The sequence below is a fragment of the Anaerococcus jeddahensis genome, assembly GCF_001182725.1.
Lineage (GTDB): Bacteria > Bacillota > Clostridia > Tissierellales > Peptoniphilaceae > Anaerococcus > Anaerococcus jeddahensis.
Map to the genome: position 1 here is coordinate 225,638 of NZ_CWHU01000005.1, position 23,722 is coordinate 249,359.

The 23,722-nt window shown below is 31.0% G+C and carries 22 protein-coding genes; 17 read left to right on the plus strand and 5 right to left on the minus strand.

Annotation, left to right across the window (positions count from 1 at the left end; all coding sequences use genetic code 11):
• The first annotated feature begins 1 nt into the window (after position 1).
• Positions 2–3,562 (plus strand): DNA-directed RNA polymerase subunit beta', encoded by a 3,561-nt coding sequence (gene rpoC, locus BN2087_RS04185; protein ID WP_049690607.1) that lies wholly within the window; start codon positions 2–4, stop codon positions 3,560–3,562.
• A gap of 348 nt (positions 3,563–3,910) precedes the next feature.
• Here the strand turns inward: rpoC and BN2087_RS04190 are convergent, their stop codons facing one another.
• Entirely contained in the window at positions 3,911–4,192 is a 282-nt protein-coding gene (locus tag BN2087_RS04190; RefSeq protein WP_049690608.1) for a hypothetical protein, read from the minus strand.
• Between the two features lie 227 nt (positions 4,193–4,419).
• Here BN2087_RS04190 and BN2087_RS09300 point away from each other — a divergent pair, with 227 nt between their 5' ends.
• Genes BN2087_RS09300 through BN2087_RS04200 form a run of 3 tightly spaced genes read left to right on the plus strand, consistent with a single transcriptional unit; the run spans position 4,420 to position 5,792 of the window.
• Positions 4,420–4,779, plus strand: a complete 360-nt coding sequence (locus BN2087_RS09300; RefSeq protein WP_209320243.1) for a helix-turn-helix domain-containing protein — start codon at positions 4,420–4,422, stop codon at positions 4,777–4,779.
• A 33-nt stretch (positions 4,780–4,812) separates the two neighbouring features.
• On the plus strand, positions 4,813–4,974 hold the full coding sequence (locus tag BN2087_RS09405; RefSeq protein ID WP_245190819.1) for a hypothetical protein: 162 nt from the start codon (positions 4,813–4,815) through the stop codon (positions 4,972–4,974).
• A complete protein-coding gene (locus BN2087_RS04200) occupies positions 4,938–5,792 on the plus strand; it encodes an IS3 family transposase (protein ID WP_049690609.1) in 855 nt (284 codons plus the stop codon). The genes BN2087_RS09405 and BN2087_RS04200 overlap by 37 nt, the downstream gene beginning before the upstream one ends.
• Positions 5,793–5,811: 19 nt before the next feature.
• On the opposite strand, the gene BN2087_RS04205 is transcribed toward BN2087_RS04200, so the two are convergent.
• From BN2087_RS04205 to BN2087_RS04210, 3 genes are all read right to left on the minus strand, one after another.
• Positions 5,812–6,681 carry an IS110 family transposase gene (locus tag BN2087_RS04205; protein ID WP_082144176.1) on the minus strand — a complete coding sequence of 290 codons (870 nt, stop codon included), beginning with the start codon at positions 6,679–6,681 and terminating at the stop codon, positions 5,812–5,814.
• A gap of 265 nt (positions 6,682–6,946) precedes the next feature.
• A complete protein-coding gene (locus tag BN2087_RS09410) occupies positions 6,947–7,153 on the minus strand; it encodes an aldehyde ferredoxin oxidoreductase C-terminal domain-containing protein (RefSeq protein ID WP_245190820.1) in 207 nt (68 codons plus the stop codon).
• Positions 7,125–8,114, minus strand: a complete 990-nt coding sequence (locus BN2087_RS04210) for an aldehyde ferredoxin oxidoreductase N-terminal domain-containing protein (RefSeq protein ID WP_245190821.1) — start codon at positions 8,112–8,114, stop codon at positions 7,125–7,127. Before BN2087_RS04210 ends, BN2087_RS09410 begins: the two co-directional genes overlap by 29 nt.
• 197 nt (positions 8,115–8,311) lie before the next feature.
• On the opposite strand from BN2087_RS04210, the gene BN2087_RS04215 reads away from it, so the two are divergent.
• The 13 genes from BN2087_RS04215 (at position 8,312) to BN2087_RS04275 (ending at position 22,909) form a co-directional block, all read left to right on the plus strand.
• Positions 8,312–9,907 carry an alpha-glucoside-specific PTS transporter subunit IIBC gene (locus BN2087_RS04215; RefSeq protein WP_049690610.1) on the plus strand — a complete coding sequence of 532 codons (1,596 nt, stop codon included), beginning with the start codon at positions 8,312–8,314 and terminating at the stop codon, positions 9,905–9,907.
• A gap of 51 nt (positions 9,908–9,958) precedes the next feature.
• Entirely contained in the window at positions 9,959–11,284 is a 1,326-nt protein-coding gene (locus BN2087_RS04220; RefSeq protein WP_049690611.1) for a 6-phospho-alpha-glucosidase, read from the plus strand.
• A gap of 64 nt (positions 11,285–11,348) precedes the next feature.
• A complete protein-coding gene (locus tag BN2087_RS04225; RefSeq protein WP_049690612.1) occupies positions 11,349–12,041 on the plus strand; it encodes a MurR/RpiR family transcriptional regulator in 693 nt (230 codons plus the stop codon).
• Entirely contained in the window at positions 12,028–12,804 is a 777-nt protein-coding gene (locus BN2087_RS04230; RefSeq protein WP_049690613.1) for a MurR/RpiR family transcriptional regulator, read from the plus strand. The genes BN2087_RS04225 and BN2087_RS04230 overlap by 14 nt, the downstream gene beginning before the upstream one ends.
• A 98-nt stretch (positions 12,805–12,902) precedes the next feature.
• Positions 12,903–13,313 carry a 30S ribosomal protein S12 gene (rpsL, locus tag BN2087_RS04235; RefSeq protein ID WP_049690614.1) on the plus strand — a complete coding sequence of 137 codons (411 nt, stop codon included), beginning with the start codon at positions 12,903–12,905 and terminating at the stop codon, positions 13,311–13,313.
• A 132-nt stretch (positions 13,314–13,445) separates the two neighbouring features.
• The gene (gene rpsG / locus BN2087_RS04240; protein WP_049690615.1) at positions 13,446–13,916 is read left to right on the plus strand and encodes a 30S ribosomal protein S7; all 471 of its coding nucleotides are present in this window, start codon (positions 13,446–13,448) and stop codon (positions 13,914–13,916) included.
• Between the two features lie 8 nt (positions 13,917–13,924).
• Positions 13,925–15,997, plus strand: a complete 2,073-nt coding sequence (fusA, locus tag BN2087_RS04245; protein ID WP_049690616.1) for an elongation factor G — start codon at positions 13,925–13,927, stop codon at positions 15,995–15,997.
• Positions 15,998–16,010: 13 nt separating this feature from the next.
• Positions 16,011–17,207: an elongation factor Tu gene (gene tuf / locus BN2087_RS04250; RefSeq protein ID WP_049690617.1), complete on the plus strand. Its 1,197-nt coding sequence runs from the start codon at positions 16,011–16,013 to the stop codon at positions 17,205–17,207.
• 107 nt (positions 17,208–17,314) lie between these two features.
• Positions 17,315–19,819: a bifunctional lysylphosphatidylglycerol flippase/synthetase MprF gene (gene mprF / locus BN2087_RS04255; RefSeq protein WP_049690618.1), complete on the plus strand. Its 2,505-nt coding sequence runs from the start codon at positions 17,315–17,317 to the stop codon at positions 19,817–19,819.
• Positions 19,820–19,891: 72 nt separating this feature from the next.
• Positions 19,892–20,680: a hypothetical protein gene (locus BN2087_RS04260; RefSeq protein ID WP_049690619.1), complete on the plus strand. Its 789-nt coding sequence runs from the start codon at positions 19,892–19,894 to the stop codon at positions 20,678–20,680.
• Positions 20,681–20,692: 12 nt separating this feature from the next.
• Positions 20,693–21,211, plus strand: a complete 519-nt coding sequence (locus BN2087_RS04265; protein WP_049690620.1) for a peptidylprolyl isomerase — start codon at positions 20,693–20,695, stop codon at positions 21,209–21,211.
• 91 nt (positions 21,212–21,302) lie between these two features.
• Entirely contained in the window at positions 21,303–22,364 is a 1,062-nt protein-coding gene (locus BN2087_RS04270) for a guanine permease (RefSeq protein WP_049690621.1), read from the plus strand.
• Between the two features lie 8 nt (positions 22,365–22,372).
• Positions 22,373–22,909 (plus strand): phosphoribosyltransferase family protein, encoded by a 537-nt coding sequence (locus BN2087_RS04275; protein WP_049690622.1) that lies wholly within the window; start codon positions 22,373–22,375, stop codon positions 22,907–22,909.
• A 251-nt stretch (positions 22,910–23,160) separates the two neighbouring features.
• On the opposite strand, the gene BN2087_RS04280 is transcribed toward BN2087_RS04275, so the two are convergent.
• Positions 23,161–23,718 (minus strand): manganese efflux pump MntP, encoded by a 558-nt coding sequence (locus BN2087_RS04280; RefSeq protein ID WP_049690623.1) that lies wholly within the window; start codon positions 23,716–23,718, stop codon positions 23,161–23,163.
• Positions 23,719–23,722 lie beyond the last annotated feature (4 nt).

The following is a 23,722-nucleotide window of genomic DNA, read 5'->3' on the forward strand; positions in this document are numbered from 1 at the left end:
TTTGTCAGAATTACAAGAATTTGGTGCTATGAGGATGAAAATAGCATCTCCTGAAAAAATCAGATCATGGTCTCATGGTGAAGTTAAAAAACCAGAAACTATTAATTACAGAACACTTAAACCTGAAAAAGATGGTTTATTCTGTGAGAAAATTTTTGGACCAACCAAGGACTATGAATGCTCTTGTGGTAAATACAAGAGAATTAGATATAAGGGTATTGTTTGCGAAAAATGTGGTGTTGAAGTTACAAAATCAAAAGTAAGACGCGAAAGAATGGGACATATTGAACTTGCAGCTCCTGTAAGTCACATATGGTATTTTAAAGGAATTCCTTCAAAAATGGGTCTTCTATTAGATATGAGTCCAAGAGTTTTGGAAAAAATCTTATATTTTGCATCATATGTAGTAATAAATCCAGGTGAAACTGAATATTACGAAAAACAAGAATTATCTGAAAGCGAATATTCAGAAGCTCTAGATAATTATCCAGACGATACAGAATTTCAAGCTGAAATGGGAGCGGAAGCTGTTAAAAAACTTCTTGCCAAGATGGATCTTAAAAAAGAATACGAATCTTTGATGAAAGAACTTGAAGATGCAAAGGGACAAAAGAAAGTTAGAATTTCTAGAAGACTTGAAGTTGTTGATGCATTTTTGACAAGTGGTAATAAACCAGAATGGATGATACTTGATGTTCTTCCAGTTATGCCTCCAGAACTTAGACCAATGGTTCAACTTGAAGGTGGAAGATTTGCAACAAGTGATTTAAACGATTTATACAGAAGAGTTATAAATAGAAATAACAGACTAAAAAGACTTCTTGATATTGGAGCTCCAGAAATCATTGTAAGAAATGAAAAAAGAATGCTTCAAGAAGCTGTCGATGCTCTTATAGATAATGGTAGACGTGGTCGTGCCGTTACAGGTGCATCAAATAGAAACATGAAATCTCTATCAGACTTATTAAAAGGTAAAAGCGGTAGATTTAGACAAAACTTATTGGGTAAAAGGGTAGATTATTCAGGTCGTTCTGTAATAGTTGTAGGACCTAATCTTAAATTTAACCAATGTGGTTTGCCACAAGAGATGGCTCTAGAATTATTTAAACCTTTTATTATGAATAAGGTTGTGGAAAAAGACCTTGCTCATAATCTAAAATCTGCTAAAAAAATGGTTGAGAAAAAAGATCCAAGAGTATATGAAATACTTGAAGAAGTAATAAAAGATCATCCAGTTTTATTAAACCGTGCCCCTACACTTCATAGACTTGGAATCCAAGCTTTTGAACCAGTTTTGGTTGAAGGAAAAGCAATGAAGCTTCACCCACTTGCTTGCCCTGCTTTTAATGCGGACTTTGATGGGGACCAAATGGCTATACACTTGCCTTTATCAAACGAAGCTCAAATTGAAGCAAGACTATTAATGATGTCAACAAACAATATTCTTGGTCTAAAAGATGGTAAGGCAATCACAACACCATCACAAGATATGGTTCTTGGTGCATATTACCTAACAACTATTAAAGAAGGCGCAAAGGGCGAAGGAATGATTTTTGAAAATATTTCAGAAATGAAAAAAGCTCTTTTAAATCATGATGTTACCCTTCAAACAAAAGTTGGAGTAAGAATTAAAAAAGATGAAAAAGATCCTGGAAAAATTGTAAATTCTTCTGTTGGAAGATTTATCTACAATGAAGGAATTCCACAAGATTTAGGATATGTAAATAGAAAAGAAGATCCATATTCTCTTGAAGTTGATCAAGTTACATCTTCTGGTGTTTTAAAAGAAATTGTTGATCGCTGCTTTAGAAAACATGGAAATATAAAAACAGCTTCAGTTTTAGATTATATAAAATCAACAGGCTATAAATTCTCAACTCTTTCAGGACTAACAGTTTCAATGTCAGACGTTACTATTCCACATCAAAAATGGGATATAGTTTCAAAGGCTGATGAGGAAGTTGATAAGTATGAAAAACTTTATAGACGTGGATTTATAACAGATAATGAAAGATACGAAAAAGTTATAGATATTTGGAGAGAAGCAACTGATGAAGTTACAGCAGCTCTTCTTGATGAATTAAAATCTGACAATAATATTAAAATATTTGCAGATTCTGGAGCCCGTGGTTCTACAAACCAAATCAGACAATTAGGTGGAATGCGTGGACTTATGTCAAGAGCCGATGGAAAAATCATAGAAATTCCTATAAAGGCTAACTTCCGTGAAGGACTTTCTGTACAAGAATACTTTATTTCAACTCACGGTTCTCGTAAGGGACTTACAGATACAGCTTTAAGAACTGCCGATTCAGGATACCTAACCAGAAGAATGGTAGATATTTCTCAAGATGTTATTGTAACTGAAGATGATTGTGGAACTGATGGATATGTAATTGCTCATGAATTTAAAGATGGAAATGAGTTGATTGAAAATTTATTTACAAGAATTGTAGGTCGTACATCATTTGAAGATATTTATGACAATGATGGGGAACTTATAGTTGGTAAAAACCAAATTATCGATGAAGATAAGGCAGATAACATTGTAGCAAACGGAATTAAAGAAGTTAAACTTCGTTCAGTTCTTGAATGTAAATCTAAACATGGTGTTTGTGAAAAATGTTATGGTAGAAACCTTGCTACAGGTAAAAAGGTAAATATTGGAGAAGCAGTAGGAATTATAGCTGCTCAATCAATCGGTGAACCGGGTACTCAGCTTACAATGAGAACCTTCCACTCAGGAGGAATCGCAGGAGTTGGAATTACTCAAGGTCTTCCAAGGGTTGAAGAGTTATTTGAAGCAAGAAAACCAAAAGGACTTGCCTTTATTGCAGAAAACTCTGGTACAGTTTCACTAATTCAAAATGAAAAGAAAACTGATGTTGAAATTTTATCTGAAGACGGATATTCTAAAAAATATAATATTCCATTTGGAGCAAGACTTTTAGTTTCAGAAGGAGATGTAGTTGTTAAAGGACAACAACTAACCGAAGGATCTCTTGATCCACATGATGTTTTAAAAGTTTTGGGAAAAATTGGAGTTCAAGATTATATAACCAAGGAAGTTCAAAAAGTTTATAGACTTCAAGGTGTAGAAATTGACGATAGACATATAGAAGTAATTACAAAGCAAATGCTTAAAAAAGTTAAAATAGAAGAAGCTGGAGATACAGAATTTTTACCAGGTTCATTACAAGAAATTAGAGAAGTAAGAATTGTAAATGAACAAATGGAAAAAGATGGCAAAAAACCATGTGAATATTCTCAACAACTTCTTGGAATTACAAAAGCATCACTTGCTACAGAATCTTGGCTATCAGCAGCATCTTTCCAAGAGACAACAAGAGTTCTTACAGATGCCTCAATCAAAGGTAAGGTTGATGATCTAAAAGGATTAAAAGAAAATATAATCATAGGAAAACTAATACCAGCAGGTACAGGTATGAAAGTTTACAACGACTTTGATATAGACTATGAAAATAAAGATCTTGAAGATGCACAAATTCAATTAAATATTGAAGAAATAGAAAATAAAGAAAAAGAAGCGTTAAATGAATAAAAAACAAGAGCCGGCATAAGCCGGCTCTTAAAGCGTAGACAAAGTCAGTTTAATAATTCATTAATGATTTAAAAATAAAATTACGCTAAAACTCATCTCGACTAGATGATTGTGCCTTGATTTGGCACAATCATCCCTAAAACTAAGTGTGAAAGCACTGATAAGTTTGCAAAGCAAACGTGTTTTAGTGTGAGTGAAACGAACGCATGGAGAGATCTAATGAGATTTCTCCGCTCGTTGCACACTATGAATCGGGATAAATAACCGAAATCAACGGTTATTTATCTGGTCGAAATGGGAAATTTTTTAGTTTGTCAACAGTCTAAAAGCCAGCATAAGCTGGCTCTTTTATATTGTGTTTATAATATTTAAAATTATAAAAATCAGTAAAAATGTAATGGTTAATTTTTTATACTTTATATTTTTAAAATTAAAATTAACTTTTTGAACTTTTGCAAGAAATAGGGAAAAAATTAAAAATCCTATGGAAAAAATTAAAGATCTTTTTAATGATTCTACTTGATTATTTTTATAAATGTAAAAATATGCTAAATATTGAACGAGTAAAACTAGGCTTACTGAACATGGAAGAGCCTGTAAATATTGTTTGTAATTTTCTTTAGAGTTCATATCAATCTCCTTTCTAAATATTATTATAGGGGATTTTTTTATCTTTACAAATACTATGAATAAGTAAGAAAAATATACAATAAAATTTCAAAGAAAAAAAATCCAAAATTAAGAGAATTGCCATCAAAATTTTCGATTTTTAAATTTAAAAGCAAAATAAATTTTTGTACAATATTCTTATGATATGTACCCTCTTTACTGGACAAACCAGTAAGGAGGGTATTTTTATGAAATATAGCTATGAGTTTAAAAAGAACTGCATAGAATTATACAAACAGGGTAAATGGGCTGATACACCTAGAGGTATCAACAAATATTACTTCCGTAACTACATAAGAAGATGGAATAATTTAGTAGAAACACATGGAATTGAGGTATTAAAGCATAAATCTCATAACAATAGTTTTTCAGTAGAGGATAAATATAATAGTGTATTAGAAGTTGTTAAAGGAAAATCTACTTATCAAGTTTCTATTGAATTAGGAATCAGTGAAGGTAATATTCAAAACTGGGTTAACAATTACAAAATTTATGGATATAATGGTCTTGTAAATAAAAAGGTCGTAAACCTAAGAATACAACCATGAAAAAAACAAATATACATAAAGCAAAAAAACTTAATGAATCTGAAAATAAGACTTAGAGCAGAAAATGAATATATAAAGGCAGAAAACGAAATAATAAAAAAAGAAATCGCCTTGAGAGAAAACAATTACGCTGCGCAACTCAAGGCGAAAAAGCAGCGATTGTCAAAAAACTCAAAGAAAAAGGCTACAGACTAAAATATCTTTTAATAGCTATCGATTTGCCAAAATCAACATACTACTATGAAATTAATAAAGTTGATGCTGTTAAGATTAGAAATAAAAATATAGAAAATAAAATATCCGAAATATACAACAATCATAAAGGAAGATATGGTGTAAGAAGAGTATATAGAGAATTATTGAATCAAGGATATACAATAAATCATAAAAAAGTTCAGAGAATAATGCATGAATTAAAACTATTTGGTAAAAGACCTAGAGAAAAATACCATTCATACAAAGGAAAAGTAGGAAAGATTGCTGACAATATAATAAGCAGAAATTTTAAAGCTGATAAGCCATTACAAAAATGGAGTACTGATGTATCTCAATTTAACTTTCCATGGGGTAAATGCTACATTTCACCAATACTTGATATGCATACAAATGAGATAATCTCGTATGACTTATCGTTAAGTCCTAATTTAGAGCAAATATCTAATATGTTAATGAAAGCATTTAACAAATTTCCGAAACTAAATAGCTTAATATTGCATTCAGATCAAGGTTGGCAATACCAACATAAATATTATATAAATGAGCTCAAGAAACATGGTATTATCCAATCAATGTCAAGAAAAGGTAATTGTTATGATAACTCAATTATGGAAACATTTTTTGGAAGATTAAAGAACGAAGTTTATTATGGTTACGAAAAGAGCTATAGCTCTTTTGAAGAATTTTCTAAAGCAATAGAAAAATATATCTATTATTACAATAACGAAAGAATTCAGAAGAAAACAAAATGGATGCCACCTACAAGATATAGGTTGGCATCAACAACAACTAATTAATTAAATATTGTGTCCAGTTTTATTGGTACACTTCAATTCCTGAAAATTCTTTTGCTATTTTGTATTCTTCTAATTCTGTGGCGATTTCTTTCATTTGTGATAGAATATTATTAAGAGTTTTGTTTATTACTCTTAGAAATTCAATCGAGTCTAGGACATTCGCATCTATTTTTGAGTTACTAGATGAGATTGTTGGGATTGATTCTAAGGCATTTTGGTAAATGGTTATTGCTTTTTGTGCGTTTGGATGATATCCCTTTTTCTTTGCCCATTTTTCATAATCATTTACAAATTGCTCTTGACTTCTTTTTAATATCTTTTCACTATTAGTCCATCTTTCTACAAAGTCTATTAGTTTATCTTTTTGATAATTACCATTTGCATGGGGGATTAGTTTTTTTAGTCCTGGATGTCTTTTTTCTATTTCTTTGTCTAAATAGTTTAAGTGATTTATTCTTAGTTTTTGGTAATGTTGATAGGATCTGTTTAATTGTTTTAATCTTACATATTCTTCTTTATCTTCTTTGAATTGTATTAGATCATTCCAGTTCATTAAACCATATTCAGCTATGTGTATAGCATCTTTTTTATCTGTTTTTACATTTCTAAAACTTAAGGCTTGGCAAAATCTTTTCATTTTTAATGGATTTATTACGCTTACAAAAAATCCTTCATTTACTAAACTAATTAAGATAGGAATATGATAAATTTCTGTTGCTTCCATAACTATTTTTACATCTTCATCTAAAGATTTAATTTTAGCAATTAATTTATTTACATCATTTTTTACATGATAAATATTAAATGGTTTAAAGATGACTTCTTTCCCAAATCCTAAGGCTGCAACTGTACTTTTAGATTTTGATACATCAATTCCTATTGAAATCATAAATACCTCCAATAAATTTTTATCTACCTACACAATTATCCACTCAGTTTAGCTCGTTACACGGGTGTATTAACCCAACCTGCTTAATCGAATTCTTGATAATGGAAGGTAGCAGACTGTTTCGAGTACGGGTGTATTATCCCAAATGGGCTGCGTCTGTTACCTTCATTATATTAAAAAAAGTGTAGGTAGAAAGTTTTTTCTACTTACACTTTTATAGTACTAAATGGATATTTTTTTAGTTTGTTAACAGCCTGAGCTTAAATTACTTTAGGCTCTTTTCTAATTTTTCTATTTTTTCACTTAAATCTTCCAAATCTTTTTTACTATAAGAAGAATTTGAAATCTTATTTACAGTATCTTTAATATTTGATAAATCTTTAGGATCTACCGAAAATAAACAAAGTCCTGCTGAATCTATTATTTTGGCATTTGATTTAAATTTATTTTTTTTTCTTTTTCTTTTTTTCAATCTCTATACCATATTTTTTTTCTAAATATTTTTCACCATTTGCAAGGTCAGTATAAATTTTTTTTCTATTTTTATCCACAAGATCTTTGGAAATTTTTTCTAACTCATCAAGTCCTAGATTTTTAAAATTATAAATACTGTTTAAATTTTTGTAGGAAAATTCAATTGCATTTGATAGGCCAAATTGGTCAATCCCATATTCATCGAGCCTATTTTTTATCCTTTCTAACTTATTAATTTCATCATCAGAAAAGCTTTCTTTTACGGAAAAAATACTTTCTTTCTTGGATATTTTTTTAGAATAACAACCCAAAAGGCAAGATTTACAAATCCTATTTTCATTTTTTTCAAATATAGTAGGAGTTTTAATTTCTCTTAAATTATTTTTTTTGATTGTTATGGAAAAAACATTTTTTTCTAATAAAAAATTTCCCATATTTTTTGAACAGCCACGATACTCATCTTCAATCAATCTTGATAAATAATCTCCCCTAAGTGCAGATTCGGTGATATAAATTGAAGAAGTATCCTCTCCGTATTTTTCTTTTAAATATTTATTTTTTAAACTATTGGAATTTTCCATTTCTTCTATCTCGTTAAATAAAACTTTATCTCCATCAATAAAAATTTCACAAGGTTTTTCGCTTTTTTCATATAAAACAAGCCCATAATAAGAAGAACTTTTTAAAAAATAAGAAAAATTTCCACCCATACTAGCACTTTTTATTTTATTTTCCTTATTTTTAACCATTAGCATAAATTTATTAATAGGATTTTTAAAATCAATCAAAGATGAAGAAAAAACTATAAAGGGATTTTCTATATCTTTATTTTCATTAAGCCACCAAAGAGATAGTCCAAATCCTCCCAAATAAAAATCACTAATTTTTTTATCAATATATTGGATTTTTGTTTTCTTTTTGCAAAGATCCACTAATAAAATTTTATAATTATCTTTCATACTAACCTCATTTTTTATTTTTAAAGCTTTTAAACATGGTACTAGTATTTTTTTAAAATTATATGTGAAAATTCACAAAAGAAAAATTTACAATGCAATTTGTTAAGAAGCCCTAAATTCCAATCTTTATTGACATTTGTTTAAATTTCTAATATTATATAGGAGAAGATAGCGTTTACCTAAAGGAGGTTTTAAAAATGATGGAGAAAATTCAGAAGTTCGGAGGAGCGATGTTTACTCCAGTAATGTTATTTGCTGTTTCAGCAGTACTTATTGGATTTGGGATATTGTTTACCAACGAACAAATACTAGGATCTATTGCTGCAGAAGGAACTTTCTGGAGAGGATTCTGGGATATGGTTCTATCTGGTGGATGGACTGTATTTAATCAATTGCCACTTTTATTTGCAGTTTCCTTACCAATCGGACTTGCAAATAAACAAAATGCTAGAGCTTGTATGGAATCATTGGTTATTTATTTAATATTCAATTATTATGTAGCTTCCATACTAGGAACTTGGGGATCAGTTTTTGGTGTTGATTATGCACTTGAAGCTGGAGCAGAAACAGGACTTGCAAATATTGCCAATATTAAAACTCTTGATATGGGTATGATGGGCGCTTTGTTAATTTCAGGGCTTGCAATATTTTTACATAATAAATATTTTGATACAAGACTTCCTGAATGGCTTGGAGTTTTTAGAGGCTCAGCCTTTGTTGTAGGACTTGGATTTATTGTAATGATTCCAACAGCAGTTCTTGCTTGTTTGATCTGGCCAAAAGTTCAAATGGGAATTTCAAGCTTCCAAGGATTTGTAACTTCTGCTGGTGGATTTGGAGTTTGGGTATTTATTTTACTTGAAAGATTATTAATACCTTTTGGTTTACATCACTTATTGTATGCACCAATCTATTATGATTCAGTTTTAGTTTCTGGTGGAATTTATGCAGCTTGGGCAAGACAATTACCAGAAATTGCAGCAAGCACAAAACCATTACTAGACCTTGCACCTTATGCAGCCTTTACTGCTACAGGTTGGTCAAAATTATTTGGTTGTGCTGGTATAGGACTTGCTTTTTATAAAACTGCAAAGCCTGAAAACAAAAAGAAAGTTGCAGGACTTATGATTCCAGTTGTAATTTCAGCTATAATGTGTGGAGTAACTGAACCAATTGAATATACATTCTTATTTATTGCACCACCACTATTTATAGTTCATGCAATTCTTGCAGCATGTCTTTCAACAATCATGTATTACTTGGGAGTTGTAGGAATATTTTCTGGAGGAGCTATTGAGATGGCATCTTTAAACTGGATTCCACTAATGGCAAATCACTGGCCAACTTATTTAAAAATGTTAATTGTTGGAATTGTTTCCATTGCCGTTTGGTATTTTGTATTCACATTCTTGATTGAAAAATTTGACTTTAAAACTCCAGGTAGAGAAGTTAAAAGTGATGTTAAACTTTATTCTAAAAAAGAATACAGGGGCAAAAAAGGTGAGACAAGCCCTAAAGATGCAACAAAAATTGACGCAAAAGATGAGTTCCAAGTTATGGCAGATGAAATTTTAATAGGACTAGGTGGCCCTGAAAATATAAAAGATTTCACAAACTGCGTAACAAGACTTAGGGTAAATGTAAAAGATCCTGAAAAAGTTATGGAAAATGAATACTTTAAGCAAATCGGAACTTATGGAACAAGTAGAAACGGTAACTCTGTCCATGTAATTGTTGGAACAAATATCCAATATGTTGCTGATGAATTTGGACAAATTTTAGAAAACGAATAAAAAAATAAGAAAAAATAAAAAAATAAAAAATTTAAAACAAGGAGAAAAACAATGAAAAAATACGCTATAACAATTGCAGGTGGTGGATCAACATTTACACCAGGAATGATCTTAATGCTTATGGATAACCTTGATAGATTTCCAATTAGATCAATTAAATTATATGATAATGATGAGGACAGACAAAATATAATAGGGAATGCATTTGACATTTTCATGAAAGAAAGACATCCTGATATTGAATTTATTCACACACTTGATCCTGAAACTGCATTTTCAGACACAGACTTTGTAATGGCACAAATCAGAGTTGGTAAATATGAAATGAGATCAAAAGATGAGAAAATTCCACCAAAATATGGAGTAATCGGACAAGAAACTTGTGGACCAGGTGGAATTGCTTATGGACTAAGATCAATCGGTGGAGTAATTGAAATTTTAGATTATATGGAAAAATACTCACCAGATGCTTGGATGTTAAACTATTCAAACCCAGCAGCTATAGTTGCAGAAGCAACAAGAAGATTAAGACCAGACTCAAAAATTATAAATATTTGTGATATGCCAATTGACTTAATGTACAAGATGGCAGATATGGTTGGTCTAAAACACTGGAAAGAGTTAGATTTCTCATACTACGGACTTAACCACTTTGGTTGGTTTACAGAAATCAAAGATAAAGATGGAAATGATTTGATGCCACAAATCAAAGATCACGTATCAGTAAATGGATTTGCTGATGGAATAGGAACAGCACAACATCTTGATGAATCTTGGATTGAAACATTTACAAAGGCAAAAGATGTTTATGCACTTGATCCAGAAACAATACCAAACACATATCTAAAATACTATCTCTACCCAGATTTCGTTATGGAACATACAGACATTAACCACACAAGAGTTGATGAAGTAAAAGAAGGAAGAGAAAAAGAAGTATTTGGTTTATGTAATACAATCACAGATAGGGGAACAGCAGAAGGAATCGACTTTGAAATTGACGCTCACGCATCATATATAGTTGATCTTGCAATAGCTCTTGCAGAAAATACAAAAGAAGTATTTCTATTAATAGTAGAAAATGATGGAGCAGTATCAAACTTCGACCCAACAGCAATGGTAGAAGTTCCATGTATAGTTGACAAATCAGGATACAAGAAAATTTGCCAAGGAAAAATTCCACAATTCCAAAAAGGAATGATGGAAGAGCAAGTTTCAGTAGAAAAACTTGCAGTAGAAGCTTGGATAGAAGGATCTTACCAAAAATTATGGCAAGCACTTACACTTTCAAAAACAGTACCAAGTGCAAAAGTTGCAAAATTAATTCTAGACGATTTAATCGAAGCAAACAAAGACTTCTGGCCAGAACTTCATTAAAAATAAAAATAAATCCTAGTAGCAGTATAATGTTACTAGGATTTTTTTATTTAATGGAGGAGATATGAAGTTTGAAGATTTAATAAAAGAAAACAAGGAAAAATTTACCCAAACAGATATTGCTATAATAGACTTTATTGTAAATAACAAGGATAAAAAATTAGATTTATCCATAAATGAGCTTGCAAAAAAATGCCTTACATCAAGGACAAGTATATTAAGATTTAGCAAGAAATTGGGATTTGATGGCTATAGCGAATTTAAATATTTTATAAACAAAAAAGAAGAAGCAGAAAAGCTGGAAAAAACCTACCAAGAAGATGAAAAACTTGACAACTTATTTGAAAAAATTAAAAATTCAAACAATATATTTATCTACGGAAATGGGGATTATGAAGATATAATTAAAAATATTATAAAATCATATTTAAAAGATCTTGGACAACTTTCAGAAAGTTATCAAGGAAGAGATGAAATAACAACCTTCAATAAAAATTCTCTAAAAGATTCAACCATATTTGTAATAGACCTATCAAACGATCCAGATTGTCTGGAATTATTAAGCCAGATATCAAATGAAAGTATAAAAAAAATCCTCATTACTGATAGCTTTTCCAAGGACTTTTTGGGAGAGTACACAATTCATATAAAAAAGCTAGAAAAAAACAAGCTAAATTTGCTATCAGAAAATTTAAAAGAAATAGAGAAATTTTTTATAAAATATGAAAGCTACAGGATAAAAAATGAAAATAAATGATTTAATAAAAGAAAATTATAAATTTCTAGACAATAACGACATAAAATTATATTCCTACATAATCCAAGAAAAAACAGATTTTATAGAAAAAACCCTCAAAGAATTTTCGAAAAAATCAAAATTTAGTGAATCAGCCATAGTAAGTTTTGCCAAAAAAATTGGACTTGAAGGATATTCAGAATTAAAATACCTAATGAAGTGGGAAAGAGAAAAAATAGTAGATTTTGATGAAAAAGAGATAGACTATATCTACAACGATATAACTTTATCAATGAATATGATTAAGGCCTTAAATTTAGATGATTTATTTAAAAATCTAGAAAAATCACATAGGGTTTATGTAATTTATACTGGCTATATCCAAAAAAATCTTGCAGAAGAGCTAAAAAGAAACTTACTAAATATAGGTTTAATTGCCTACACTTTAGATATAAAAAAAGATTTAGACTTACTAAATAATAATATAGAAAAAAATGATATAGTTTTTGCCCTATCATTTTCAGGAGAAAACAAAAGCTTGATAGACTTCATAAAAAAAATAAAAAAAGAAATAATCCTAGTATCAATTACAAAACTTTCAAACAATAAACTGTCCCAAATGTCAAATTATAATTTAGCCTTTCAATCACACGAAGTATATAGGTATGAAGAAAACACATCAATAAGACCAGTAAGTCAATATTATGTCATAATAGATTTTTTAGTTTTAAAATTTTTAAATTATAGGTCAAAAAATAAAAAGAAAACAGATAAAAGCCTTTAAATTACTTGACATATATATACTAAGAGTGTAAAATTATTAAGGATTGGCGTAAAGCCAATTTTTAAGATGATTAAAATTTAGAAAAAAGGAGGTGCATTATGCCTACAATTAATCAACTTGTTAGAAAAGGTAGAAAAACTACTAAGGAAAAATCAGATACACCAGCTTTAGGTTATAACTTCAATACACTTAAAAGAAGACAAACTAAATCTCAATCACCACAAAAACGTGGAGTTTGTACTTCAGTAAGAACAGTTACACCTAAAAAGCCTAACTCAGCTTTGAGAAAAATTGCCAGAGTAAGACTTACTAATGGTGCAGAAGTTCTTTCTTATATACCAGGAATCGGACACAATCTTCAAGAACACTCTGTTGTACTTATAAGAGGAGGAAGAGTAAAAGACCTTCCAGGTGTTAGATACCATATTATAAGAGGTACTCTTGATACAGCAGGAGTAGAAGGAAGAAAACAAGGTAGATCTAAATACGGAGCTAAAAAAGAAAATTAGTAGTATTTAGATGTAGTGCATAATGTACTAATATATATAAAGTATATGTGCACACGAACGGCTTTAAGGTCGTTTAAGGCCTTATGGTCGAGTACTAAAGATATTACTAAATTGGTAAAGGAGGGAAGCAAAGTGTCAAGAAAAGGACATATACCAAATAGAGAGGTAATGCCTGATGCTAAGTATAACGATAGAGTTGTAACAAAACTTATAAACAATGTTATGCTAGATGGTAAAAAAGGTGTTGCTACAAAAATAGTTTATGATGCTTTCGATATAGTTGGAGAAACTTCTGGAAATGATCCATTAGAAGTATTCTACCAAGCTTTAGAGAATATTATGCCAACACTAGAAGTTAAAGCTAGAAGAATCGGTGGAGCTAACTACCAAGTACCTATGGAAGTTAGACCAGAAAGAAGACAAACTTTAGGTTTAAGATGGTTAGTTAACTTCTCAAGAGCACGTGGTGAAAAAACTATGGTAGAAAGATTATCTAAAGAAATTTTAGATGCATCAAACAATGCTGGTGCCAGCGTTAAACGTAAAGAAGAAATGCACAGAGCTGCAGAAGCTAATAAAGCTTTCGCACACTATAGATATTAGGGGGATCAATGTCAAGAGATGTCTCATTAAAAGAAACCAGAAATATAGGTATCATGGCACATATCGATGCTGGTAAAACAACAGTAACAGAAAGAATGTTGTATTATACCGGTAAGATATATAAAATTGGTGATACTCATGATGGTACAGCAGTAATGGATTCCATGGACCAAGAAAAAGAACGTGGAATAACAATCGGTTCTGCTGCTACAACATGTTACTGGGATGGTCACAGAATTAACATCATAGATACACCGGGCCACGTAGACTTCACAGTAGAAGTTGAAAGATCTCTAAGAGTTCTTGATGGTGCCGTAGCACTTTTTGATGCTAAAAGTGGTGTAGAACCACAATCTGAAACAGTTTGGAGACAAGCTGACAAATATGACATTCCAAGATTTTGTTTTATAAATAAAATGGATGCTACAGGTGCAGATTTTTATATGTCTGTAGATACAATAAAAGAAAAATTAAAAGCAAATGCAGTACCTATAGAAATTCCTATAGGAGCTGAGCAAGAATTTGAAGGTGTAGTTGACCTAGTAACAATGGAATCTGTAACATACAAAACAGAAGACCTAGGAGCTCACCCAATCAAAGGCGAAATTCCAGAAAATTTAAAAGAAAAAGCTGAAGAATTTAGAGCAAATCTTCTAGAAGAATTATCAGAAATTGACGACACTATCATGATGAAATATCTTGAAGGTGAAGAAGTTACTGTAGAAGAGATGAAAAATGCAATAAGAAAGGGAACAATTGAAAAGAAAATTTTCCCATGTCTTTGTGGATCAGCTTACAAGAACAAGGGTGTACAAGCATTACTTGATGCAATAGTTGACTACATGCCAAGTCCACTTGATATACCAGATGTTCAAGGAACAGATCCTAAAGATGACGAAAAAGTTCTTCAAAGACACCCTGGAGATAATGAACCTCTATCAGCTTTAGCCTTTAAAGTAGTAACTGACCCATATGTTGGTAAGTTAATCTATGTAAGAATCTACTCAGGAACAATTGAATCAGGTTCATACATCTACAATGCTACAAAAGGAAAAAGAGAAAGAGTTGGAAGAATTCTACAAATGCACTCAAACAAACAAGAGGAAATCGAAACAGGTTATTGTGGAGATATTGTAGCTCTTCTAGGACTTAAAAACACAACAACAGGAGATTCACTATGCGTTCAAGATGATCCAATCATCCTTGAAAACATGGAATTCCCAGATCCAGTTATTTCAGTAGCAATTGAACCAAAAACAAGAGCTAGTCAAGATAAAATGGCTTTAGGACTTCAAAAACTTGCAGAAGAAGATCCAACATTTGTTACAAAAACAGATGAAGAAACAGGACAAACAATAATTTCAGGAATGGGTGAATTACACCTTGAAATTATCGTTGATAGATTGCTTCGTGAATTTAAAGTAGAAGCTAATATAGGTAATCCACAAGTAGCTTACAGAGAATCTATCACACAACCTGCAGAAGCACAAGGTAAGTTTGTAAGACAATCCGGTGGTTCTGGTCAATACGGTGATGTTGTTCTTAGAATTATGCCTGGAAAAGAAGGCGAAGGAATTACATTCGAATCCAAAATCGTTGGTGGTGCAATTCCAAAAGAATACATTAAACCAGTTGAAGAAGGTGTTAGAGAAGCAGCTACTCAAGGTATACTTGGTGGTTATCCAATGGTTGATATGCACGTTGAAGTATTCGATGGTTCTTACCACGAAGTAGACTCATCAGAAGTTGCCTTCCACGTAGCAGGATCTATGGCTCTTAAAAATGCAGTAGCAAAAGCTAAACCAATTTTACTTGAGCCAATGGAAAAAGTTGAAATTACAACACCAGATGAATATCTAGGAGATGTAATGGGAGATGTTTCATCAAGAAGAGGAAAAATTGATGGAATGAATCCAAAAGATGGAATTCACATATTAGATGCTTACATTCCACTTTCAGAAATGTTTGGATATGCAACAGATCTAAGAAGTAAAACTCAAGGTAGAGCAACATATTCAATGCAATTTGATCACTATGCTCAAGTACCTGAAAGTGTAAAAGAAGAAGTTTTAAGTAAATAATTAGGAGGAAACAATGAGTAAAGAAACATTTGAAAGAAGTAAACCACATATTAATATTGGTACAATCGGACACGTAGACCACGGTAAAACAACAACAACAGCAGCAATCACCCAAGCATTAAACAAAAAATATGGAACAGGTGAATTCATAGACTACGATAAAATTGATAAGGCTCCAGAAGAAAGAGAAAGAGGAATCACAATCAATACATCAGTAGTAGAATACGAAACAGAAAAAAGACACTACGCACACATCGATGCCCCAGGCCACGCTGACTACGTTAAAAACATGATTACAGGAGCAGCACAAATGGACGGAGCAATCCTAGTAGTATCAGCTGCAGACGGTCCAATGCCACAAACAAGAGAACACATCCTATTAGCAAGACAAGTAGGAGTTCCAAAAATCGCAGTATTCCTAAACAAAGAAGACCAAGTAGACGATCCAGAACTAATCGAATTAGTAGAAATGGAAGTAAGAGATCTACTATCAGAATACGACTTCGACGGAGACGATGCACCAGTAATAGTAGGATCTGCATTAAAATCATTACAAGAAGGCGGAGAAGGCGAATGGTCAGATAAAATATTAGCTCTAATGGATGCAGTAGACGAATACTTCGACATCCCAGAAAGAGATAACGACCAACCATTCCTAATGCCAGTAGAAGACGTAATGACAATCTCAGGAAGAGGAACAGTAGCAACAGGAAGAGTAGAAAGAGGAACACTAAAACTAGGTTCAACAGTAGAAATCGTAGGCCTAACAGATAAAACAAGAGAAGTAGTAGTAACAGGAATCGAAATGTTCCATAAATCACTAGACGTAACAGAATCAGGAGATAACTGTGCATTACTACTAAGAGGAGTACAAAGAAACGAAATCCAAAGAGGACAAGTAATAGCAGCACCAGGCTCAGTACACCCACACACAGAATTCGAAGGCCAAGTATACGTACTAACCAAAGAAGAAGGAGGAAGACATACCCCATTCTTCTCAGGCTACAGACCACAATTCTTCTTTAGAACAACAGACGTAACAGGAGACATCCAACTAGAAGAAGGAACAGAAATGGTAATGCCAGGAGACAACGCAACATTCAAAATCAAATTACAAAAACCAATCGCTCTTGAAGAAGGATTAAGATTCGCAGTAAGAGAAGGTGGAAGAACAGTTGCCTCAGGAGTTGTTTCTAAAGTAATAGCTTAATTAGCTTAAAATTTGAAATAAAATAAATATTTAAAAGGCGGGGTAATCCCCGTCTTTTTTTAAAATTATATTTTTAAATTATGTCAAATTTAAATTCGAGGTAAGAAATGAGAGAAAAATTAAGTAGCTTTAAAGAAATTTTTAAAAGTGTTTTTTTTATATCTGTACTGATTCTTGTAATTATACAATTTAGAAAAATTTCAAAAGAAATTAAGGTTGATGATATAAAATACATTTTTTCAAATTTATCGATTATTACTTTACTTCTAATGGGAATTTATGGGATTTTTGCAAATATTCCTGCTTCTTTGTATGATTTTATTTTTAATAATGAAATTGGAAATGATTATGATAAAAAATACATAGGTGAAACTGGATTTTGCATTAATAATTTCAATGACCTTTTGGGACTTGGTGGATTTATTTCTATTGGTCTTAGGTCAGCTTTTTATGGCAAGGGTCATGAACCTACAAAACTTGTGAAAAAAATTTTTGAACTATTGGTATTTTTACCTTGTGGTTTATCTTTTTTTTCTATTATTTCTTTAATTTCTATAGGTTTTCACTCAAATCCTGGCTTGGAAAAGTATATGTTCCTTCTTATAGGGGCAAGTTTTTACCTTCCTATATTAATTGGTCTATCTTTTTTTGGAAAAATCAGATTTTCTAAAAAAAATCAATTTAAATTATTTTTGATTTCAATTGCTGAATGGTTTGGGGTGATGAGCTGTTTTGTAGTTATAGGTATTTTGATGGGGGTAAAGTTTGATATTTTAACCTTATCTACCCTTGTAGTTGCAGCTAATATTGTTGGATATATTTCTATGATTCCTGGGGCTATTGGATCTTTTGATCTAATTATTTTATTTGCTTTAAAAAGTCAAGGAATTGACCAAGAACTTGCGCTTTGCTGGATTCTTCTTTATAGGTTATTTTATTATATTGTGCCATTTTTCCTAGCTTTTGTATTTTTTACAAAGAATTTCTCTAAGGCATTTGAATTTAGGGAGTCAGATTTTGTTAAAAAGCTTGTTAAAAATATTCTTCTTGTTATAGATGCAGCTTTGATGTATATTTTTGGGCTTTTTATGATTTTGGCAGCAACTTTGCCTGACAAAGCCTATGGGGGAGGAATTTTAGCTAAATTAAATCCTATTAGAGCATCGGCAATTTATCAATTTCCTTCTATGCTTTTTGGATTTATTTTTATTATTTTGGCAAGAGCTTATATTTCAAGACAAAAAAAATCATTTGCCTTGAATAATATTGTCATGATTCTTGTATTTTTTTACACTTATGTGACAGGTTATAGCCTTTCTACTTTAATTTATATTTTAATAATGTTTGTGATTAATCTTCTTACAAAAGATGAGCTTTACACAAAACAATTTATTTATGCTAGCGAAGATAGGTTTATTGATTTGTTTTTGGCAAATTTTATGCTTGTCGTTTATGTTTGGAAGATTTTAAAACACGGATCTATTATTGATGTAAATATCAGTGAGGCTGATGATTTTATTTTGATTCCTTTTGAATATAGCTTTATTTCTATAATTGTGACTATTTCCATAATTTATTTTATTTCCTATCTTTTGGTTAGATTTTTAAGAGGAAAAAAGATAAAAATTGGGGAGAAATATGATTATGACAGGTATATTGATTTATTAAGAAATCAAGGCGGATCAAAGGTTGCTTTTTTATCATTTTTGGATGATAAGGATCTTTATTGGTTTAGTAAGGATTCAAAGGATTTGGCTTGCCTTCAAATTAGGACTGTTGCTGATAAGGTCATAGTTATGGGAGATCCTATTGGTAATGAAGAATATTTTAATGAACTTTTGGATAAATTTATTAATGAAGCTGATAATTTGGGTTATAATATTGTTTTTTATGAAATAAACAAGGATATAACTATGAAAGTTCACGAATATGGTTTTAATTTTATGAAATTTGGTGAAAGTGCCAATGTTGATCTTGATGAATTTAATCTTGATGGTAAGAAAAAGAAAAATCTTAGAAAAACAATAAACAAAATTTCTAGAGATGGATATACTTTTGAGGTTATGAAGGGTCCTTTTGACGGGAAAACTATAAAAAGACTTCAAGAAATTTCAAATTCTTGGCTTGGTGATAGCAAGGAAAAAGGATTTTCTTTGGGATTTTTTGATAAGGATTATTTGAATATTGGGGATATTGGTCTTGTTAAAGATCCTGATGGAAAAATAATAGCCTTTGCCAATCTTTGTCCAATTTATTATAAAAATTGGGCGACAATTGATCTTATGCGCTATGAAGAAAATGTTGATGGTTTGATGGATTATTTGTTTATAAATATTTTTTCATATCTTAAAGAAAATAATATTAAATATTTTGACCTAGGCATGGCTCCTCTTTCTAATGTTGGAGTGATGAGACATTCATTTTTGCAAGAAAAAATGGTTTATATGATTTTTAAATTGGGAGATCATTATTATTCTTTTGAAGGACTCAAGGCTTACAAAGATAAGTATGCAAGTTTTTGGGAAGAGAGATATCTTTCTTATTCTAAAGGCTCTTCTTTGATTTTTTCAGCCCTTAGTTTGTTTTATACCATAAATAAAAAGGTAAAATAAATTTTACAATTGGCCAAAAAATTTAGGGTAATATTAATAATAGGCTAAAGTTTTAGAAAAAGAGGAGGCTATATGAATAAGGCTAAGGAATTTAAGGACAAATTAAGGGAGATTTGTGATAAAAATCAAATAAAAACTCTATTTAAGGATAAAAAAACTTCTGTAGATATTTTGATTGATTTTAAGTCAGGAAATTACACAGGAATTAGGTTATCTAAGGATATTGATGGAGAAAATATTGAAATTGATAGCAAATATTCTTGGATAATAAACAAGGATAGGCCATCTGAGTGGGTTGAGCTTGATCCTAAAGTTAAAAATGCCTTGGATTATTACGCCATTTCTCATTTTGATTATGATGATATAGACGAAGATGATTTTAAGGATTTAAATAAAAATTTGGAGAAAAATCTTGTAAAAGAATACCAAGAAAAATGCGAAAATACTCTAGCTTTGGTAGCAGATCAGATGCAAAAAATCAAAGATCAAGATTATGAGAGAAGTTTTATAAAAGATTTTGTAAGTAAATTTGACCAAATAAGAAAAAAAGATTCTTATACCTTAAAATACAAGGACAATTCTGTTAATATTAAAATCAATACAAAAAAAGAAAGTATAAAAATAAAAAATAATTATTCTTATGATAAAAAATTGAAAATAAAAGAATTGGTTAAAGGCTTTGATATAGGAAAAATTGAATCTTATCTTGACGAAAAAAGAAAAAGAGAAGAGTATAATAATAAAATGATGGCTATAGAAGATTCATTCGAAAGATCTTCTGTTCATACAAGTGTCGAATCCTTACCAGATGATAAAAAGGATCTTGATAAGGATAGAAGTGAAAGAGAAAATAAAAAATAAAGGGAGATGTAGATGGAAAATCCAATAGTTACATTTGAAATGGAAGATGGAAAAGTTTTTAAGGCTGAATTGTATCCAGAAATTGCCCCAAATACTGTAAGTAATTTTATTTATTTAATAAAAAACAATTTTTATGATGGGTTAATTTTTCACAGGATTATAAAAGATTTTATGATTCAAGGTGGAGATCCACAAGGAAGCGGAATGGGTGGCCCTGGATATTCTATTAAAGGAGAATTTTCATCAAATGGTTTTGAAAATAATTTAGCTCACGATAAGGGAGTTTTATCTATGGCAAGATCATTTATGCCAGATTCTGCAGGAAGTCAATTTTTTATAATGCACAAAAAAAGTCCACATCTTGACGGAGATTATGCAGGATTTGGAAAAATAATTGAAGGTATGGATGAAATTGACAAAATTGCAAATGTAAAAACAGATTACAATGATAGACCTCTTGAAGATGTAAAAATTAAAAAAGTTACAGTCGATACCAAGGGAATTGATTATCCAGAAGTTGAAAAATTATAAATTTAAGGCAGATTTTTATCTGCCTTTTTTTATTTATAAAATATGGTATAATTAGATTCGTATTTTTGAAAATAAATTTTTAGGAGGATTTATGACTTTAAATGACATTATGGCTGCCTTGGGGGTTGTAATTAATGGAATTCCCCAAGCTTTGTTGGCTCTTTCGGTAGGATTTTCTGCCTTTCCTACTTCACTTGGTTTTGCTGTAGGAGTAATTGCGTGCGTGCTTTTGCAATCACCAATTCCAATTTCCATGCAAGCTGAAACAATTGCTCTTGCAGGATCTTATGGGGATGATATAAGGGAGAGATTATCTGTTGTATTTTGGGCAGGAATTATTATGTCCATTCTTGGAATTACTGGAAGTCTTAATTTTATTGTAGATTTGGCAGGAGTTTATGTTTTAAACGGAATGATGGCAGGAGTTGGCCTTATCCTTTCAAAAATTGCAATTGATGGCTTAAAGCTTAAAACTAGAATGGTAAGTTTGATTTCTATAATTTCAGCACTTATAACTTATTTTATCTCTGGAAGAAATCTTGTTTATACAATTATAATTTCCGTTGTAGTTTCATCAATTTATGCAAATATCATGAAAATGGAAATTGGAAAAGATATACAAAAAGAAGAGAGAAAACTTTCAGTTAAGAAACCTATTTTAAGTAAAAAAGTAATCAGAGGTTCTTTATCTCTTGCTTGTCTTACAATCGGCGCTAATATTGCCTTTGGAAATATTACAGCATCACTTGGTGATGGAAATTTGACTGCAAATATTGATCATTTGACAGTTTATTCAGGTCTTGCTGATTCTGTTTCTTCACTTTTTGGGGGAGCGCCAGTTGAGGCAATAATTTCTGCTACAGGAGCAAGTGATAATCCAGTAAATTCTGGAGTTTTGATGATGGCAATTCTTGGTGTGATTATGTTTATGGGCTTTTTGCCAAAACTTGGAAAATATGTTCCAGGAGAATCAATTCACGGATTTTTGTTTGTACTAGGAGCTCTTGTAACTGTACCAACAAATGCTAATCTTGCCTTTGCAGCTGGTGGTGATACAATATTAGTTGCAGGTATAGCTATGGCAACAACTGCAGCGAGCGATCCTTTTATTGGACTTGTAGCTGGAGTAATTCTTAAATTTATAATTTTATAGGAGATCTTATGGATTATTACAAATTAAATGTATGTGGACTAGAAAGAAACTTACCAATTATTCAAATTTCAGATAATTTGAAAATTGCATCATTTGTTTTGTTGGGAGATGCGGAGCTTGCAGAAAAAGCAGGTTTAGAACTTAGCAAAAAAGTTGATGCTGATATAATTCTTACAGCAGAAGCTAAGGGAATTTCCCTTGCTCATGAAATTGCAAGAAATATAGGAGAAAAATCATTTGTGGTAGCAAGAAAATCTGAAAAAGCCTATATGAATGATCCGATAAATGTAGAAGTAAATTCAATTACAACAAAAAACACCCAAAAATTATTTTTGGACTTTAAAGATGTAGAAAAAATAAAAGGAAAAAAAATAGCCCTAGTCGATGATGTCATATCAACAGGGGAATCTATGAATGCCCTTGAAAGTTTAGTAGAAAAAGCAGGCGGAAAAGTTGTACAAAAACTTGCCATTCTTGCAGAAGGAGATGCAGCGGATAGGGATGATATAATATTTTTAGAAAAACTTCCTATTTTTGAAATTTAATATAGAAATAACATTAAAAACTTCCATAAATTGGAAGTCAGAGCGTAGACAAAGTATGAATGTAGATAATATTTTATTTTAAAATAAAAATTAAGCTACGTACCATCTCGACTAAGTGAGTGAAACGAACGCACGGAGAGATCTCATGAGATTTCTCGACTCACTACGTTCGCTCGAAATGGGCAAATTTTTAGTTTATCAACAGTCTGACTTCCATAAATTGGAAGTTTTTTATTGCAAATAAAAAGCACTTATTGTAAAAATAAGTGCTCGATTAATATTTTTGTTCCTAGTATAATCAAAATTATTCCACCAATAAGCTCAGAAATTTGCTTGCTTCTCATTCCTAATTTATTTCCTATTTTAAAGGCTATTGATGAGAGGATAAAGGTTGTAAATCCTATTATTAAACTTGATGAAAAGATATTTACATCTAAAAATGCAAAGGAAACTCCGACTGCCATAGCATCAATGCTAGTTGCAATTCCTAGTGAAAAGAGGGATTTTAAACTTAAGCCGTGGCTTATTTCACAACTTGCATCTTTTGATTCCCTTATCATTTGAAAACCAATTATAAATAATAAAATAAAGGCAACCCAATGATCAATAGCTTTTATTGAATTTGCAAAGCTTGATGCTAGAAAATATCCGAGTACGGGCATAAGACCTTGAAAAAATCCAAAACAAAGACCAATGCTAAGGGTATTTTTCATGCTCGTTTCTTTTATTTGAAGTCCTTGGCAGATGCTTGCTGCAAAAGCATCCATGCTAAGGCCTATTGCTAGTATTAAAATTGAAAAAAGACTCATTACT